The following is a 15092-nucleotide window of genomic DNA, read 5'->3' as shown; positions in this document are numbered from 1 at the left end:
CCGCCGCTAGCCGTGCGAGCGTGCGCGGCTTTCGCCGCGCGCGTGTGCCAAAAGTGTGGTCGCCGCCCGGGACGCCCGTGACGCGGTCGTCGTTACTCGCCGAGCAGGGCGCGGACCTCGTCCGCGCGCTCCTCGTCGGTGACGAACCGGTCGAGGACCCACTCCAGCTGGCCGAGAACGGCGTCGTGGCCCGCCTCGGTGAGCTCGTACTGGTTGGTTCGCTTGTCGAGCTCGCTCTTCTCGACGAGCCCGTCCTCGACGAGGTCGTCGAGGTTCGGGTAGAGCCGCCCGTGGTTCACCTCGGAGCCGTAGTACGACTCGAGCTCCCGCTTGATCGCGAGCCCGTACATCGGCTCCTCCGCGAGGATCGCGAGGATGTTCTGTTGAAACGCCGTCAGGTCCGCCGCCGTCCGTGTCGTCGGGTCATCAGTGACTGATTGTGCCTCTGACATAGTTAGGTGGAAGGTGCCCGAACTTATAACCTTTCTCAAGGTTCACGAACGTTTTAATACTTCATCACGAGTAAATCCGGAAAATCGAGCCGTTACCGGTGAGAGCGGTGGCAAACACACCGATCCGGCGGAACGTCGTTCCCGAGCGATCTCCGGCTTCAGCCGGGGATACACGACAGATCGTCGACGGAATCGGGATCTTCGGGCCGAATGTGTCACCCGATATATCGGAGGATCTCGCCGGAAGACGCGCCTCGCCGAAAAGCGAAGACGACCGAACGATCAGGAGTGACGGGGAGAAACCGGTCGTCGAGGCGGACGACAGATCGAGGCGGGCAACGGAGGGAGGCGGGCAACGGAGAGAGGCGGTGGCGTCGGTCGCCGCGGCGGGAACCCGAAAGGACTTTGCGACCGATGGACGGAGTACCCCGTACATGGCCAACCTCTGGGAAGATCTCGAGACGGGACCGAACGCGCCGGACGAGATCTACGCCGTCGTGGAGTGTCTCAAAGGCGAGCGGAACAAGTACGAGTACGACAAGGACATCCCCGGCGTCGTCCTCGACCGCGTACTCCACTCGAACGTCCACTACCCGTACGACTACGGCTTCATCCCGCAGTCGTACTACGACGACGAGGACCCCTTCGACGTGATGGTGCTCGTCGAGGACCAGACGTTCCCCGGCTGCGTGATCGAGGCCCGCCCCGTCGCGCTGATGAAGATGGACGACGACGGCGAGCAGGACGACAAGGTGATCGCGGTGCCCACGGAGGACCCGCGGTTCGACCACATCGACGACCTCGAGGACATCCCCCAGCAGATCCGCGACGAGATTGACGAGTTCTTCTCGACGTACAAGAACCTCGAAGCGGGCAAGGAAGTCGAGACCCTCGGCTGGGAGGACAAAGCGGCCGCAAAGGACGCGATCGAACACGCGCAGGACCTGTACGACGAGAATTTCCGGTAGACGGAGGGCGGGTCGGACGGCTCCGACTCCCCGCGACCCATAACCGTTGGGCATACCCACCCGCACCGGGGATGCGTTATGCCCATGGGTAATTTTTAGAGAGTGGGTCGCCTACGTACGGATAGAGCCATGAGCGCACACAGCCAGCCGTCCGTCGGCATCGATCACCCGACGGTCGTCCCCGCCAACTTCGATCCCGACGACGAGTCCGACGACGCTTCCGAGGACGGAGCGGATACGTAGCGACGACGACACGCATCCGACGTCGGCGCGTAGCCGACATCCGCACGTAGCGACGCTGAATCAGGCGTTCTCGACGACCGCGGAGAGGCATTGCGCTTCGGCGACGAACGACTCGAACCGCTCGTCGACCCACTCGACCACGGCCTGATCGGTCGATTCGAGCACGCAGCGGGGGTTGTTTCTGCGGTCGTAGGCGGTCACGCACGCGAGGTCGTCGTACCGGAAGATCCCGTACTCGAGCGACTCCGGGGAGACGTACACCGTCGCGCCGTCGTCGTGGAGCGCCCGGTCGGTCGCGGGGCCGAACTCCGCGATCGACTCCTCGACCACGTCGCGGTCGATGATGAGCTCGATCTCGGCGCCGCCGTCGAGCGCCTCCGCGGCCGCGTCGTTGAACTGCTGGATGACGACGGGCGAGACCGCGCGGATCTCCGAGCCGCGCCCCTCGCGCAGCAGTTCGGTGAGTCGGTCGACCGCGGCGAGGGGGTTCCGGTCGGCCGCGACGGTCAGCTCCCCGGCGTCGATCGCCGCGGGCGGGAAGTCGGCGCCGACGCGCTCGAGGTCGGCGGCGAACCGCCCGTACCGGTCCGCGACCTCGACCTCGTCGAGCAGCGCCTCGTACGCGTCGTGGACCCGTTTCCCGGTCGGCGTCACGTGGTAGGCCGCGCCGCGCTTGACGACCCAGTCACGCTCGCGGAACCCGGAGAGGATCCGCTGGACCGTCGTCCGCGTCGCGTCGACCGCATCCGTGAGGCCGGCCGGGCGGCGCGGTTCCTCTCGGATCGCCCGGAGCATCGCGACCCGGACGGGCGACCCGGCGAGGTACTGTGCGCCGTCGTGTCCGTCGTCGACCGTCATCGTCTGAGACGCGTGTACGAACACCGTACGGTTAATCGTACCGCGTCACACGCCTGCAAGGCGGCGTGCGGCGTCGTTCGGGCTCGCGACCACCTCACGGCCGGTACCGGAACGAGACGACGGTCCCGATGGTGTCCTCGCCGTCGATGGCCTCGGTGGTGACCGTCGCGGCGACGACCGCGTCCGCGCCGAGCGCCTCCTCGATCACCGCGGTGAGCGCGTCGGGGTCGGCACCCTCCTGGAGCACCGGTACCCGAACCTGTCGCCGGTTGACGGCGACGTCGCCGAGGTCGTAGTCGGTGTGCTCGAACGCGTCGCGGATCGCGGCGTGAACGTTGGTCATACGTCCACCTCCGCCGGGGAGGCTGAAAAAACGGTGGGGCGACCCCCGAAACTGGCATCAGGGCGGCGGTTGTCGATGGTGACGGAGTGGCTGAGGTGCGAACGTTGTGCGCTGAGATATTAATTTATTATTTATGAGTATTTAAATATGTGAAAATAGTTGCCGCAAAACGGTATTGATGTTAATATCACGCGATATTTTGTGCAATATGCACGAAAGTGTTGCAGACTACGTGGCAGAGCACCCGAAGATGGCCGGCGTCCTGTTCACCGCGCTGTTGCTGATGACGCAGGCGGCGCCCGCGGCGGCGAACGTTGGCGGTGCAAACCCAGGCCCCTAATCTAAAGACAAATTGTCACTCCAGACTAATTCACCATCATAGAAAACTGGAACTAATTCAAGGTCAAGTAAGCTGGATAGACTAGTACTACTAACATCTTCAAAGGAAACATCTGAGGGAACGTAATAGTTAGAATCCGCTATATCGATATTAAGCCACGAAAGTGAGCCAATTCCGTGGTTCCCGTTTGGATAGAGTTCGCTCGATAAGTACCACACGTCTTTTGAGTCTTTATATAAATTGAAAATAACAGCCATGCCACTTCGGCATTGACAAATGGTTGCCCCTCCGTCGCCGACGACGATGTACTGGTGGCCGGTGATGAGTTCCCGCTTGGCGACGTGGAGCGCGGTGCGGAGGTTGAACCCGCTGTTCATCAGGCGGGCGATGATCCGGCCGAGCTGGGTCGCGGGCGAGTTCGCCACGTCGGAGAGGGTGACGATGCCGCCGCGGGATCCGCGGTGAACGAGGGCCTCGCCCTGCTGGTAGGACTGGCAGGCGTTGAGCAGGAAGGCGCTGACGCCGACGTCGAGGTCCTCGGCGGTGAGGTCGAGGTACTCGTCGGTGCACTGCATCCCGCGGTCGTCGACGTGGCCGATGTAGTGGAGGAAGTCCACGTCGGACCGCAGGGCCTCGCGCATCTCCTCGCGGGTGAGGTCGTGGCGCACCTCGATGTCGAACTGGACCATGTCGCGGAGGCCGTAGAGGTCGGCGACCTCCCCCTCCTCGCGCATCTGCTCGTCGTTACAGACCACGAGCACGGAGATCCGCGACTGCTCGACCGCGCCGGCCTCCAGCCGCCGGTGGTACGCGTCGAGGGTGGCCTTGTTGGCGTCGAGCGGGACGCCGGCGCCGACCCACGCGTGCTCGACCGTGTCGACCGGCTCGGGCCGCACGAAGTCGGCGTCGGTCGGCACCGCGCCGCGCTCAGACGAGGCGTCGGCGCCGCGGGTGGAGTCGAGTGACTCGGCGGGAGCGGCGGGCTCGCTCTCGGCGGCGCCCCGGACGAACTCGTCCGGACCGAGGGGCGCCGCCTCGGTCGGAGGGTCGCCGGCGCCGGTCCGCGGACCGCGGAAGAACCCAAGCCCGTCGCCCTCGCCGGCGGCCGCGGGGGTCACCGTCTCCGGAGACCGGACGATCGACAGCTCGCCGGCCACGAACGGGAGCAGCTCCACGTTCTCGGGGTCGGGGCGCACGTCGGTCGTCAGCGTCCACTGCGGGAGCTCCGGCTCGACGCGCTCGAAGGGGACCGCCAGATACTCGCCGAGCCGCTCCGCAAGCGGGAGGTCGTACAGCCGACCCCAGTCGAGGTCGAGGTCGGTGGTCTCGCGCTCGTGGAGGTCGACCGGGTATAACCCCTCCGTGCGCGCGAGACAGTCGAAGTGGAACGCCTGCCGGAGCACCTCAGCGGTCCGGCGCTCGAAGTCGGGCTCGAGCGAGTGGGTCCAGCCGTCGCCCTCGATCCGCGGTACGTCGCCGGGGACCACGTCGGCGGCGAAGTAGTACGCCAGCGAGACCACCGGGTAGAGGTATCTGTACTCCGGCGGGACGACGATCCGAACGCCGGAGTCGAGCGGCTCGACCCGGTCGGGGACGCGGAGCTCCTCGCTCGGCTCGATCAGCGGCGGATGTCCCCTGAGGGTGGGGAACGACCGCTCCGGGCTCGTGGTCTGGAGCGCGGAGCCGAGCAGGGAGACGGCGTCCATCAGCGACTCGGGGTCGGTCGGCGTCTCGATCGTCCCCGCGGGCACCTGGTGGAGCGACCGGAACCCGAGCGTGACCTCGGCGGGGGTGTCCAGATCGATCCGGGTCGTCCGCTCCGTCGTCGACACGGAGAACGGCGCCGAAAACGAGAGGTACAGCTTCGTCGGCGCGGGGTCGATCCCCACGTGGTACGTCCCCGCGGGCATCGCGTAGGAGTCGCCGCGGGTGAGCAGGCTCCCGTCGCCGGAGCGGGTTTCCACGACCGCGACGCGGGGGATCTCGATGACACCGGTCTCGACGGTCACGCTCGCGTCGACCGGGAAGTAGTGGGCGTCCTCGGGGCTCGCGGTCGGCTCGACCGACCGGTCCGTGTACACCTCGAACTGCGTGTTCTCGATGTGGTCCGTAACGGTGAGCCCGGCCGCGTCGGACAGCGGGTCGATGTCGATGCTCATGAGGGTGGACCGCGCGCGATCGGCGCTCGGGGCGCCTCGCGGGGAGCGACGCGGTCGTCGTTACCGACTTCTCGGGCGAGACGGCGATAAAGGTTGTGTCGGGGGATCGCCGCGGACCGAACGGATAAAGGGGCGGCCGGCCCACGTTGGCGTAATGATCACGCTTGGAACGGCTCGCGCCTCCCCTGGAGAGGCGGACACGGGCCGTCTCGAGGTCGGCGAGACGCGGGACGGGAGTCCCGTCCGGCTGCCGGTGGCCGTCGTCAACGGCGCCGAGGACGGCGAGACGCTGTACATGCAGGCGGTCAGCGACGGCGACGAGCTCAACGGGCTCGGCGTCGTCAACCGCGTCGTTCCCCGGCTCGATCCGGCGGAGCTGTCCGGGACGGTCCTCGTCGTCGGCGTCGTCAACTACTTCGCGTTCCAGGTCGCCGAACACCGGAACCCGATCGACGACCGGAAGATGAACCGCGGCTACCCCGGCGACGAGGACGGAACGACGAGCGAGCGCATCGCCCACGCGACGTTCCAGGCCGCAAAGCGGGCGGACCTCATCTTGGACCTCCACCAGGGGTCGACCAGCCGGATGATAAACGAGACGCGGGTCCGCTGCGGGATCCGCCACCGCCTCCACGGCGAGTGCCTAGAGCTGGCGAAGGCCTTCGGCTGCGGCCACGTCCTCGACATCAAGGGGCCCGACGGACAGCTCGCGCGCGTCGGCCCGGAACACGGCATCCCGACCGTCGACCCCGAGCTCGGCGGCTGCGTCGGCTGGGACGAGGAGTCGATCCGGTACGGCGTCGAGGGCGTGTTCAACGTGCTCCGCCACTACGGCTTCCTCGAGGGCGACGTCAGTCTGGAACGCCAGACGAGGGCGCGCGGCTTCGACCAGTACGGGTCGCCGGCCGGCGGGCTGATCCGGTTCGAACGCGAGCTCGGCGAGCGCGTCTCCGCCGGGGACGTCCTCTTCGAGGTCACCGACGTGTTCGGCGAACTGAAGGACCGCGTCACCGCCGACGACGACGGCGTCTTCTGGCGCACGCGGCGGCTCCCGCAGGTGGCCGCCGGCGAGTACGTCTGTTCGGTCGGGACCAGCGTCGACAGCTACTGATGTCCGCCGGCCGCGACCCGGAGGACGGCGGCGCTCCCCCGAGGCAGCTCGCCTGTCCCGAGTGCGGCGCGACCGTGCGGGACCGGTGGCGCTGCGAGTGCGGCGCGCCGCTGGAATTCGCCGACCCGCCGGTTCCGGAGGAGGCCGGACCGGAGTCGGTCGACCTCCGCGGCGGGCTCTGGGCGTTCGACTCGCTCATCGCCGTCGGCGACGACCCCGCCGACCGGGTGACGCTCGGCGAGGGGATGACGCCGCTTGTCGACGCGGACGGGAGGGCCGCGGGCGGCGAGGCGGAGGCCGACGAGTGGAACGCCGCGTTCAAGCTGGAGTACGTCTTTCCCACCGGCTCGTTCAAGGACCGCGGCGCGACGACGACGCTCACCCGGGCGCGCGAACTGGGCGTCGAGCGCGTCGTCGAGGACTCCTCGGGCAACGCCGGGGCCGCGATCGCGACCTACGCGGCGCGCGCCGGGATCGACGCCGCGGTGTACGTCCCGGCCGACGTCAAGGAGTCGAAGCTCCGCGCGATCCGCCGGGCCGGCGCCGAGCCGGTCCGGATCGAGGGCTCCCGCGCGGACGTGACCGAGGCGTGCGTGGCCGCGGTAATCGGAGACGGAAGGAGCGGGGGCGAAACCGGAGGCGGCACTCGGGAATCCGCGTGGTACGCCAGCCACGCGTGGAACCCGGCCTTCTTCGAGGGGACCGCGACCGTCGCCTACGAGATCGCGGCCCAGCGCGGCTGGGAGGCCCCCGACGCGGTCGTCACCCCGCTCGGCCACGGCACCCTCTTTCTCGGCGCCTACCGCGGCTTCCGCCGGCTGGAACGCGCGGGGTGGATCGACGCGGTCCCGCGGCTGTTCGGCGCGCAGGCGGCCGGGGTCGCGCCGATCGTCCGCGAGCTCCACGGCGCGGACGCGGCGGACCCGGAGGGGCGGGTCAACGCGATCGCCGACGGGATCCAGATCGCCGAGCCGGTCCGGAAGCGGGAGGTCCTCGACGCCGTCGCCGACACCGACGGCGACGCGCTCGCGGTCACGCGGGCGGCGGCCGAGCGGGAGCTCGACCGGCTCCACGCCGCGGGCTTTTACACCGAACCGACCTGCGCCGTGGCGCCGGCGGCGCTCCGCGAGCTCCGCGAGCGCGGCGTCCTCGCGCCCGACGCCGACGTGGTCGTCCCCCTGACCGGGAGCGGGCTGAAGGGCTGAACGGGCGGAGGGCCGTCCCACCGCCATCTCTTTTCGGTCTCGTCCCGTGGGGAGGCGTATGGAGGTCCTCGTCTACGGCGCCGGCGCGCTCGGGAGCCTCGTCGGGGGGCTGCTGGCGCGGGCGCACGAGGTCACGCTCGTCGGCCGCGACCCGCACATGCGACGGGTCCGGGAGGACGGGCTCCGGATCGACGGCGCGGTCGACGCCCGCGTCCGCCCCCGGGCGCTCACCGACGGGACGCACCGGACGGCCGACCTCGCGGTGGTCACGACGAAGGCGTACGACACGGACGCGGCCGCGCGGGCGCTCGCGACCGGCGAGTACGACGCGGTCTGCTCGCTCCAGAACGGCTTCACGGAGGAGCGGCTGGTTGCGGCGCTCGACCCCACCGTGCTCGCGGGCACCGCGAGCTACGGCGCCCGGTTCGCCGAACCCGGGCGGGTGATCTGTACCGGCGTGGGCGAGGTCGTCGTCGGGGCGCTCTCGGGGGGGACCGACCCGCTCGCGGAGCGCGTCGGGAGCGCGTTCGAGGAGGCCGGGATCGAGACGACCGTCGCCGCGGACATGCCCCGGCGCCGGTACGAGAAGCTCGCGGTCAACGCCGGGATCAACGGTCCCTCGGCGCTCGCGCGGCTCTCGAACGGGGAGACCCTCGGCGGGCCGGGCGGCGAGGCGGCCCGCGAGGCGGCCCGCGAGGTCGCGCGGGTCGCGCGGGCCGACGGGATCAGCCTCGGCGACGACGAGGCGGTCGCCGCCGTCGAGCGCGTCGCCGCCGACACCGCCGCCAACCGGTCGTCGATGTGCGAGGACGTGGCCGCCGGTCGCCGGACCGAGGTCGACGCGATATACGGCGCCGCGACCGAGCGCGCCGACCGGTTCGGCGTGCCGGCGCCGACGTGTCGGACGATCGCGTCGCTGATCCGGGCGTGGGAGGTCGGAGAAGGGGTCCGCGAGTCCGGGTGACGCGCGGGATCGGCGAATCGGCAACTCTGCGAATCAGCGAATTCGCCGAGGCCGACGCTCAGCTGTCGGTGGTCGGCGACCGGCTCAACACCACTCCTCGAGGACGGTGGCGTCGGTCTCGTCGACCGAGACCCACGCGTTCTCCCGAGAGACGTCCGCGATCACGAGCTCCGGTCGCGACGACGACGAGTCGATGGACGCCATCACGTCCGGCGAGTCGTCGGCGTCGAGGGCCGGATCCGTCGGCAGCGCCGTCCGGCGGTGATCGGGGTCCGGGTCGTCCCATGGAGTGGAACTCCGTGACATGATTGTGAATTGTTCACAGTACCTATAAGCGTTCCGGACCGAGAGCGTCCGCCGTCGGCGGATCGGCGTTTCGGGCCGATAATCGGGGACGAGAGGCTTTGTCAATCGTCGATCACGGGGAAATTATCCGAGTAGAGCGCCGATCCGACGAACAGATCGGCTCGTTGTCACGGGCGCCGGTTCGGGGCGGCGAGCGGCGGGTGACCCGCGGGGGATGTCCGGCGACTCCCCGGATTCCGTCGTCGCACGCCGGAAACGGCTCGCGGACCACCTTCGCAGTATACAAGAGGTGGCACGCTGAAAGACGGTGCATGAACGTATCAGACGCCATGACGCCGCGGTCGGATCTCGTCGTCGTCGAGATCCCGGGGAGCCGGAACGACGTGCTGGAGTACATCCAGGAGTACGGCTTCTCGTCGGTGCCGGTCGTCAAAGACGTCGACGGCGACGAGGTGTACCGCGGGCTCGTCTCCCGCGACGACCTGATCGAGCAGCCGGACGAGGACCAGCTCGCGCTGCTGATGCGCGAGGTGCCGACGGTGGGCGCAGAGGACGCGATCGGCGACGCCGCCGCCACGATGGCGGCCGAGGACTCGCGCCGGCTCCCGGTCGTCGACGGCGACGAACTCGTCGGGATCATCACCGTCACCGACGTGGTGCGGGCCATCGCCCGCGGCGAGATCGACGGCGACACGGAAGTGGGCGGGCTCGCGACCCGCGCGGTCAACGCGACACACACCGAGACCCCGCTGCCGGTCGCCGAGCGGGAGATCGGGTTGGCGAACGTCCCCTACGCCGTGGTGCTCGACGACGACGCCGGGCTCGCCGGCATCCTCACCGAGGTCGACGTGCTGGAGGTCGCCCGCGTCGTCGAGGGCGAGGCCAGCACGGGCGACTCCATCGCCGAGCAGGACTCCGAGTGGTCGTGGGAGGGGATCAAGGCGACCGGGGCCCGCTACCTCCCGACCCGGAACGTGGAGCTGCCCGTGGGAGCGGTCCGCCACTTCATGACCGCGGACCTCGTCACCGTCAGCGGCACGCGGACCGCCAAGGAGGTCGCACAGGAGCTCATCAGCAACGACATCGAGCAGGTGCCGCTGGTCAACGGCACCGACCTCGACGGCATCGTGCGGGACGTGGACCTGCTGGAGGGCTTATAAATGGCGTCCGAGGAGATCGTCGAGCTGGCGAAGCGGCGCGGGTTCTTCTTCGGCTCGAACGGCGCGTACGGCGGCACGGCCGGCTTCTACACCTTCGGTCCGCAGGGCGCGGCGCTGAAAAAGAACGTCGAGGACGCGTGGCGCGACCGGTTCACCATCCGGGAGGGGAACCGCGAGATCGAGGCGCCGACGATCATGCCGGAGCCCGTCTTCGAGGCGTCCGGCCACCTCGACACGTTCGACGACATGCTCGTCGAGTGCCCCGAGTGCGGCGAGTCCCACCGCGCCGACCACCTCGTCGAGGAAGTCACGGAGATCGAGGACGCCGAGGCGCTCCCCGGCGCGGAGGTCGAGGAGCTCATCGCGGACAACGACATCGCCTGCCCGTCCTGCGGCACCGCGCTCGCGGGCGTGACGGTCGAGGACTTCAACCTCATGTTCGCGACCGACATCGGTCCCGGCGACGCCCAGCCCGGGTACCTCCGGCCGGAGACGGCCCAGGGGATCTTCGTCGAGTTCCCGCGGCTGAAGGAGTACGCCCGCGGGAACCTCCCGTTCGGGATCACCCAGATCGGTCCCGCCTACCGCAACGAGATCTCGCCGCGCGGCGGGCTCCTCCGGCTGCGCGAGTTCACGCAGGCCGAGTTGGAGCAGTTCATCGACCCCGAGGAGGACGAGCCGCCGCTGGACCGCGTGCGCGACGTCGAGGTCCGGCTGTACCCCGCGACCGAACAGCAGGCCGAGGACGGCGAGTACGTCGAGACCACGGTCGGCGAGGCGGTCGACGAGGGGATCATCGGCTCGCCGTGGGTCGGCTACTACCTCGGCGTCGCGAAGCGGTGGTACGACCGGGTCGGCGTGGACCTCGACCGCTTCCGGTTCCGCCAGCACCTCGCGGGCGAGCGCGCCCACTACGCGTCTGACTGCTGGGACGCCGAGAGCGAGGTCGACGGCGACTGGATCGAGATCGCGGGGTTCTCGTACCGCTCCGACTACGACCTCTCGAAGCACGACGCCTACGGCGACGACGCGTTCACCGTGTTCAAGCGCTACGACGAGCCGAAGACGGTCGAGCGCGCGACCGTCGACCCCGACATGTCCGTGCTCGGCCCCGAGTTCGGCGGGGACGCCGCCGCGGTCGCCGAGGCCCTCGAGACGCTCGCCGAGCGCGACCCTGACGCGTTCGACGGCGAGACGGTGTCGGTCGAGGTGGGCGACGGCGACGACGCCGAGACCCACGAGGTCGACGCCGACGTGGCGAACTTCTCGGTCGAGACGGTGACCGAGAACGGCGAGCACCTCACCCCGCACGTCGTCGAGCCCTCCTTCGGCGTGGGGCGGACGGTCCAGACGCTGCTGGCGCACGCCTACAGCGAGGACGAGGTCGACGGCGAGGAGCGGACGTTCCTCTCCTTGGAGCCCGAGGTCGCGCCGCAGGACGCCGCGGTGTTCCCGCTGGTGACCAACGACGACCGGCTCACCGAGCTGGCCGACGAGGTCGCCGCGGACCTCCGCGAGGCGGGGCTGGCGGTCGCGTACGACGACTCCGGCTCGATCGGGCGGCGCTACCGCCGACAGGACGAGATCGGCACCCCGTTCTGCGTCACGGTCGACCGCGACGGGGTCGAGGGCGACGGGGAGGACACCGTGACCGTCCGCGAGCGCGACTCCGCGGCGCAGGTCCGGGTCCCGGCCGCGGAGCTGGCCGCGGAGCTGGCCGCGCTCCGCGCGGGCGGCGACTTCGACGACCTGGTGGACCGCTACGAGACAGTCGAGACCGACGTCGAGACCAGCTAGTCCCGTGTCCCTTCCGGCGGCGGAGTGGCGGGCCGAGGTGGAGTTCGAGCGGCGGCTGGTCCACGCGAGCGGCACGCTCTTCCCGGTCCCGTACCTGCTCGGGTGGCTCACGTGGACCGAGACGGCCGCGGTCCTCGCCGTCGGCGTCGCGGTCGTCGGTCTGCTGGAGTTCCTCCGGCTCGTCGTCGGGCTCGATCACGCCGTCTATCGGCATCTCACCCGGGAGTACGAGTCCGACAGCGTCGCCGGCTACGCGATGTATCAGATCAGCACCGCGGCGGTCGCGGCAAGCGCGGTCCCCGCCCTCGGGATCCCCGGCATGACGCCGACGCTCGCGGTCCCCGCGATCTGGATGGTGTCGCTCGGCGATCCCGTCAGCGGCGCGCTCGGGGACAACGACGCGACCGAGTCGAAGCGACCCGTCGCGTGGATCGCGATGTTCGTCGTTAGCCTCGCGCTGGCGCTCCTCTTCACCGTGCCCGCGTTCGGGCCCGGCGTCGGCGTCGCCGTCGCGCTCGCCGGCGCGGTCCCCGCCGCGGTCGCCGACGGACTGCCGCCGGTGATCCGGGGCGTCGCCGTCGACGACAACCTCACCATCCCGCTCGCCGCGGCCGGCGGCATGCTCCTCGCGGTGACGGTGTTGGCGTAGGCGTTCGACGGTGTTGGCGTAGGCGTTCGATCGACGCGCACCGGTCGCTCCGGAGGAGTGATCTGCAGGAGAAACGAGGGGCGGTCGGCGACCGATCTACGCCGCGCGGCGTTCCTTCGCCTTGGGGCGAAGCTTCGTGTAGCCGCACTTGCGGCAGCGGTTCGCGTCCGGGGAGTTGCGGGCGTTACAGCGCATGCAGATGTGTCGGTCGAGGTTGCGGCGTTCCGCGGCGTCGAAACTGGCCATACCCCTACTGTCGGGCCGACGCTGTAAAAGGTTGCGAGACGCGACGGGTCGTGGTGGTCGCTTCGAAGCGCACCGAGCGCCCGTGATTCACCTCAGAAGACCGTGGTTCGGCCGTTACGCGCCCGCTTCCGAGAGCGCAGCCTCGATGTCCTCGCGCTGGGTGACGCCGACGAACCGGTCGACGACGCCCTCGTCGTTCTCGATGATGAGGGTCGGCAGCGATCGCACCTGGTACTGGTTGGCGACATCCTGCTCCTCGTCAACGTTCACCTTCTGCAGCTCGAAGGCGTCGCCGAGGTCCTCCTGGATCTCCTCCAGAATCGGGTCCTGCGTCTTACACGGGCCGCACCAGTCAGCGTGAAAATCCAGCAGTCGAACAGTCATTATCCGGCGCAATCTACCGCCGGGCGGCGCATAAGGGTTTCCCACTTGTGCACGCGCCGGCTGGAACCGCGGCGGTCGGGCCGGCTACGCGCCTTCGCGCGACCGCGACGCCGGACGCCTCGCGGGCGCGTCGTTTCGGTCCCGAACGAAACGTTTAGAATGCCGCGAGACGCACCGTCGGGTATGAGCAGCGGTTCCAACTCCGGCGGGCTGATGTCCAGCGCGGGCCTCGTCCGCTACTTCGACAGCGAGGGCCGGGACGCGATCTCGATCGACCCGAAGACCGTCCTCGCGTTCTGCATCCTCTTCGGCGTGTTCGTACAGATCCTCTCGCTGACGGTCGCGTAGATCGGCCGATCGGGGCTTTCGGTTCCTCACACCTCACTACATTCGTCAGCGGTTCGCTTTCTCGCTCCGTAGCGCGCCCTTTTTGCCCGTCCCACCCCGACCGGTTCCCATGCAAGCAGGCGTCATCGCCGTTCAGGGGGACGTGGCCGAACACGCCGCGGCGGTCGAGAACGCCGCGGCCGCGCACGGCGAGCCCGCGGAGGTCGTCGAGGTCCGGGACGCAGGGATCGTCCCCGACTGCGACGTGCTCCTCATGCCCGGCGGGGAGTCGACGACCATCTCGCGGCTGATCCGGCGGGAGGGGATCGACGAGGAGATCCGCGAGCACGTCGCGAACGGGAAGCCCGTGTTGGCCACCTGCGCGGGACTCATCGTCTGTTCGCGGGACGCGAAGGACGACCGGGTCGACGCGCTCGGGCTCGTCGACGCCTCCGTCGACCGCAACGCGTTCGGCCGGCAGAAGGACTCTTTCGAGGCGAAGGTGCCCGTCGACGGCCTCGACGACCCGTTCCACGCCGTGTTCATCCGCGCGCCGCTCATCGACGAGGTGGGGGCGGGCGTCGAGGTCCTCGCGACCGTCGACGGCCGCCCGGTCGCGGTCCGGGACGGGCCCGTCGTGGCCACCGCGTTCCACCCCGAACTCACCGACGACCCGCGGATCCACGACCTCGCCTTCTTCCCGGAGCGGGAGGTGGTCGCGTGAGCGAGCCCGACGCGGGCGGTGACGACGACTCCGCGCACGCCGCCGACAACGAGGTCCGCGAGGCCGTCCTCGACGAGCTGTTCGCCACCATCGAGTCGCGGAAGGAAGAGCTTCCGGAGGGGTCGTACACCGCCTCGCTGTTCACCCACGAGAAGGGCGAGAACGCCGTCCTAGAAAAGATCGGCGAGGAGTCCACCGAGGCGATCCTCGCGGCGAAAGACGACGAGCTCGACGAGCTCACCGCGGAGAGCGCGGACCTGGTCTACCACCTGCTGGTGTTGCTCGCGATGAAGGACCTCGACCTCGACGACCTGCGCGGCGAGCTCCGGGACCGGTTCTGAGAGTCGCCGGCTCCCTACCGCTCCCGTTCGATCTCCCGATCGATATCGGCGAGCTCCCGATCGATGTCGTCGAGCTCCTCCGTCTCCAGTTCGCTCGCGATCCGGCGCTCGAACTCCGCCTCGCTGATCTGTCCCTCGACGTACTGTCTGCGGAGCCGATCCTGCCGGCTCTCCGAGCCGCTACCGGTCGACGACGCCGAAGACGAACGCGACCGCCCGAGCGACTCCCCGGCGGCGTGGCTCGCGTCGTCGCCGAACGCCCACGCCCCGGCCTTGTAGAGGGCGTAAACGACACCGACGAACACGGCGAGCGAGACGATCCCGGTGGCGATCGCCCACACGAGGCTCAGGAACCACCAGGCGACGGATATGAGGACGCTGACGCCGATGAAGACCGCGATCGCAACTGCGCCGTAGTAGAGGGCCTTCTTCCCGTCCATACCGGGAAATCACTCGGCCGGGCGCAAATACCTTAGCCCGCCGTTCAGATCGGCAACCGTCTCGGGTCTCCGTCA

The 15092-nt window shown here is 69.3% G+C and carries 19 protein-coding genes; 11 read left to right on the top strand and 8 right to left on the bottom strand.

The features are described from left to right. Positions 1–92: 92 nt before the first annotated feature. Positions 93–452: a PadR family transcriptional regulator gene (locus JIN95_RS00985; RefSeq protein WP_095635382.1), complete on the bottom strand. Its 360-nt coding sequence runs from the start codon at positions 450–452 to the stop codon at positions 93–95. A gap of 434 nt (positions 453–886) precedes the next feature. Between JIN95_RS00985 and JIN95_RS00980 the strand changes: the two genes are divergently transcribed. Further along, positions 887–1420 (top strand): inorganic diphosphatase, encoded by a 534-nt coding sequence (locus JIN95_RS00980; RefSeq protein WP_200530269.1) that lies wholly within the window; start codon positions 887–889, stop codon positions 1418–1420. Between the two features lie 303 nt (positions 1421–1723). Here the strand turns inward: JIN95_RS00980 and JIN95_RS00975 are convergent, their stop codons facing one another. Next, positions 1724–2521 (bottom strand): transcriptional regulator, encoded by a 798-nt coding sequence (locus tag JIN95_RS00975; protein ID WP_200530268.1) that lies wholly within the window; start codon positions 2519–2521, stop codon positions 1724–1726. Between the two features lie 94 nt (positions 2522–2615). Then, on the bottom strand, positions 2616–2864 hold the full coding sequence (locus JIN95_RS00970) for a hypothetical protein (RefSeq protein ID WP_095635385.1): 249 nt from the start codon (positions 2862–2864) through the stop codon (positions 2616–2618). Positions 2865–3072: 208 nt separating this feature from the next. On the opposite strand from JIN95_RS00970, the gene JIN95_RS16380 reads away from it, so the two are divergent. Continuing rightward, positions 3073–3204 carry a hypothetical protein gene (locus JIN95_RS16380; protein ID WP_255521203.1) on the top strand — a complete coding sequence of 44 codons (132 nt, stop codon included), beginning with the start codon at positions 3073–3075 and terminating at the stop codon, positions 3202–3204. On the opposite strand, the gene JIN95_RS00965 is transcribed toward JIN95_RS16380, so the two are convergent. Continuing rightward, complete coding sequence (locus tag JIN95_RS00965) at positions 3201–5363, bottom strand: caspase family protein (protein ID WP_200530267.1); 2163 nt, start codon at positions 5361–5363, stop codon at positions 3201–3203. The two genes, JIN95_RS16380 and JIN95_RS00965, sit on opposite strands and share 4 nt — an antisense overlap. A gap of 154 nt (positions 5364–5517) precedes the next feature. On the opposite strand from JIN95_RS00965, the gene JIN95_RS00960 reads away from it, so the two are divergent. From JIN95_RS00960 to JIN95_RS00950, 3 genes are read left to right on the top strand one after another with little or no spacing between them, the layout of a single operon-like run. Continuing rightward, a complete protein-coding gene (locus JIN95_RS00960; RefSeq protein ID WP_095635387.1) occupies positions 5518–6474 on the top strand; it encodes a succinylglutamate desuccinylase/aspartoacylase family protein in 957 nt (318 codons plus the stop codon). Then, positions 6474–7679 (top strand): pyridoxal-phosphate dependent enzyme, encoded by a 1206-nt coding sequence (locus JIN95_RS00955; RefSeq protein WP_200530266.1) that lies wholly within the window; start codon positions 6474–6476, stop codon positions 7677–7679. The genes JIN95_RS00960 and JIN95_RS00955 overlap by 1 nt, the downstream gene beginning before the upstream one ends. A gap of 58 nt (positions 7680–7737) precedes the next feature. Continuing rightward, complete coding sequence (locus JIN95_RS00950) at positions 7738–8643, top strand: ketopantoate reductase family protein (protein WP_200530265.1); 906 nt, start codon at positions 7738–7740, stop codon at positions 8641–8643. 84 nt (positions 8644–8727) lie between these two features. On the opposite strand, the gene JIN95_RS00945 is transcribed toward JIN95_RS00950, so the two are convergent. After that, positions 8728–8949 (bottom strand): hypothetical protein, encoded by a 222-nt coding sequence (locus tag JIN95_RS00945; RefSeq protein ID WP_095635390.1) that lies wholly within the window; start codon positions 8947–8949, stop codon positions 8728–8730. Positions 8950–9260: 311 nt separating this feature from the next. Between JIN95_RS00945 and JIN95_RS00940 the strand changes: the two genes are divergently transcribed. From JIN95_RS00940 to JIN95_RS00930, 3 genes are read left to right on the top strand one after another with little or no spacing between them, the layout of a single operon-like run. Further along, the gene (locus JIN95_RS00940; RefSeq protein ID WP_200530264.1) at positions 9261–10109 is read left to right on the top strand and encodes a CBS domain-containing protein; all 849 of its coding nucleotides are present in this window, start codon (positions 9261–9263) and stop codon (positions 10107–10109) included. Continuing rightward, positions 10110–11906, top strand: a complete 1797-nt coding sequence (glyS, locus tag JIN95_RS00935) for a glycine--tRNA ligase (protein ID WP_095635392.1) — start codon at positions 10110–10112, stop codon at positions 11904–11906. A 4-nt stretch (positions 11907–11910) separates the two neighbouring features. Then, on the top strand, positions 11911–12555 hold the full coding sequence (locus JIN95_RS00930) for a dolichol kinase (RefSeq protein ID WP_095635393.1): 645 nt from the start codon (positions 11911–11913) through the stop codon (positions 12553–12555). 96 nt (positions 12556–12651) lie between these two features. Here JIN95_RS00930 and JIN95_RS00925 read toward each other — a convergent pair whose 3' ends face one another. Beyond that, the gene (locus tag JIN95_RS00925) at positions 12652–12801 is read right to left on the bottom strand and encodes a 50S ribosomal protein L40e (protein ID WP_095635394.1); all 150 of its coding nucleotides are present in this window, start codon (positions 12799–12801) and stop codon (positions 12652–12654) included. Positions 12802–12915: 114 nt separating this feature from the next. Then, on the bottom strand, positions 12916–13185 hold the full coding sequence (locus JIN95_RS00920) for a thioredoxin domain-containing protein (protein ID WP_004049143.1): 270 nt from the start codon (positions 13183–13185) through the stop codon (positions 12916–12918). Positions 13186–13368: 183 nt separating this feature from the next. Between JIN95_RS00920 and JIN95_RS00915 the strand changes: the two genes are divergently transcribed. From JIN95_RS00915 to hisE, 3 genes are all read left to right on the top strand, one after another. Further along, positions 13369–13533, top strand: a complete 165-nt coding sequence (locus tag JIN95_RS00915; RefSeq protein ID WP_095635395.1) for a preprotein translocase subunit Sec61beta — start codon at positions 13369–13371, stop codon at positions 13531–13533. Positions 13534–13642: 109 nt separating this feature from the next. Next, positions 13643–14236 carry a pyridoxal 5'-phosphate synthase glutaminase subunit PdxT gene (gene pdxT, locus JIN95_RS00910; protein WP_200530263.1) on the top strand — a complete coding sequence of 198 codons (594 nt, stop codon included), beginning with the start codon at positions 13643–13645 and terminating at the stop codon, positions 14234–14236. Between the two features lie 77 nt (positions 14237–14313). Further along, entirely contained in the window at positions 14314–14577 is a 264-nt protein-coding gene (gene hisE, locus JIN95_RS00905) for a phosphoribosyl-ATP diphosphatase (protein WP_198951487.1), read from the top strand. A gap of 14 nt (positions 14578–14591) precedes the next feature. On the opposite strand, the gene JIN95_RS00900 is transcribed toward hisE, so the two are convergent. Beyond that, positions 14592–15017 carry a hypothetical protein gene (locus tag JIN95_RS00900; RefSeq protein WP_095635398.1) on the bottom strand — a complete coding sequence of 142 codons (426 nt, stop codon included), beginning with the start codon at positions 15015–15017 and terminating at the stop codon, positions 14592–14594. Positions 15018–15092 lie beyond the last annotated feature (75 nt).

Source organism: Halorubrum sp. LN27, assembly GCF_016635065.1.
In the GTDB taxonomy this organism is placed as follows: Archaea; Halobacteriota; Halobacteria; order Halobacteriales; family Haloferacaceae; genus Halorubrum; species Halorubrum salipaludis.
This window is presented reverse-complemented; position numbering and strand designations above follow the sequence as displayed.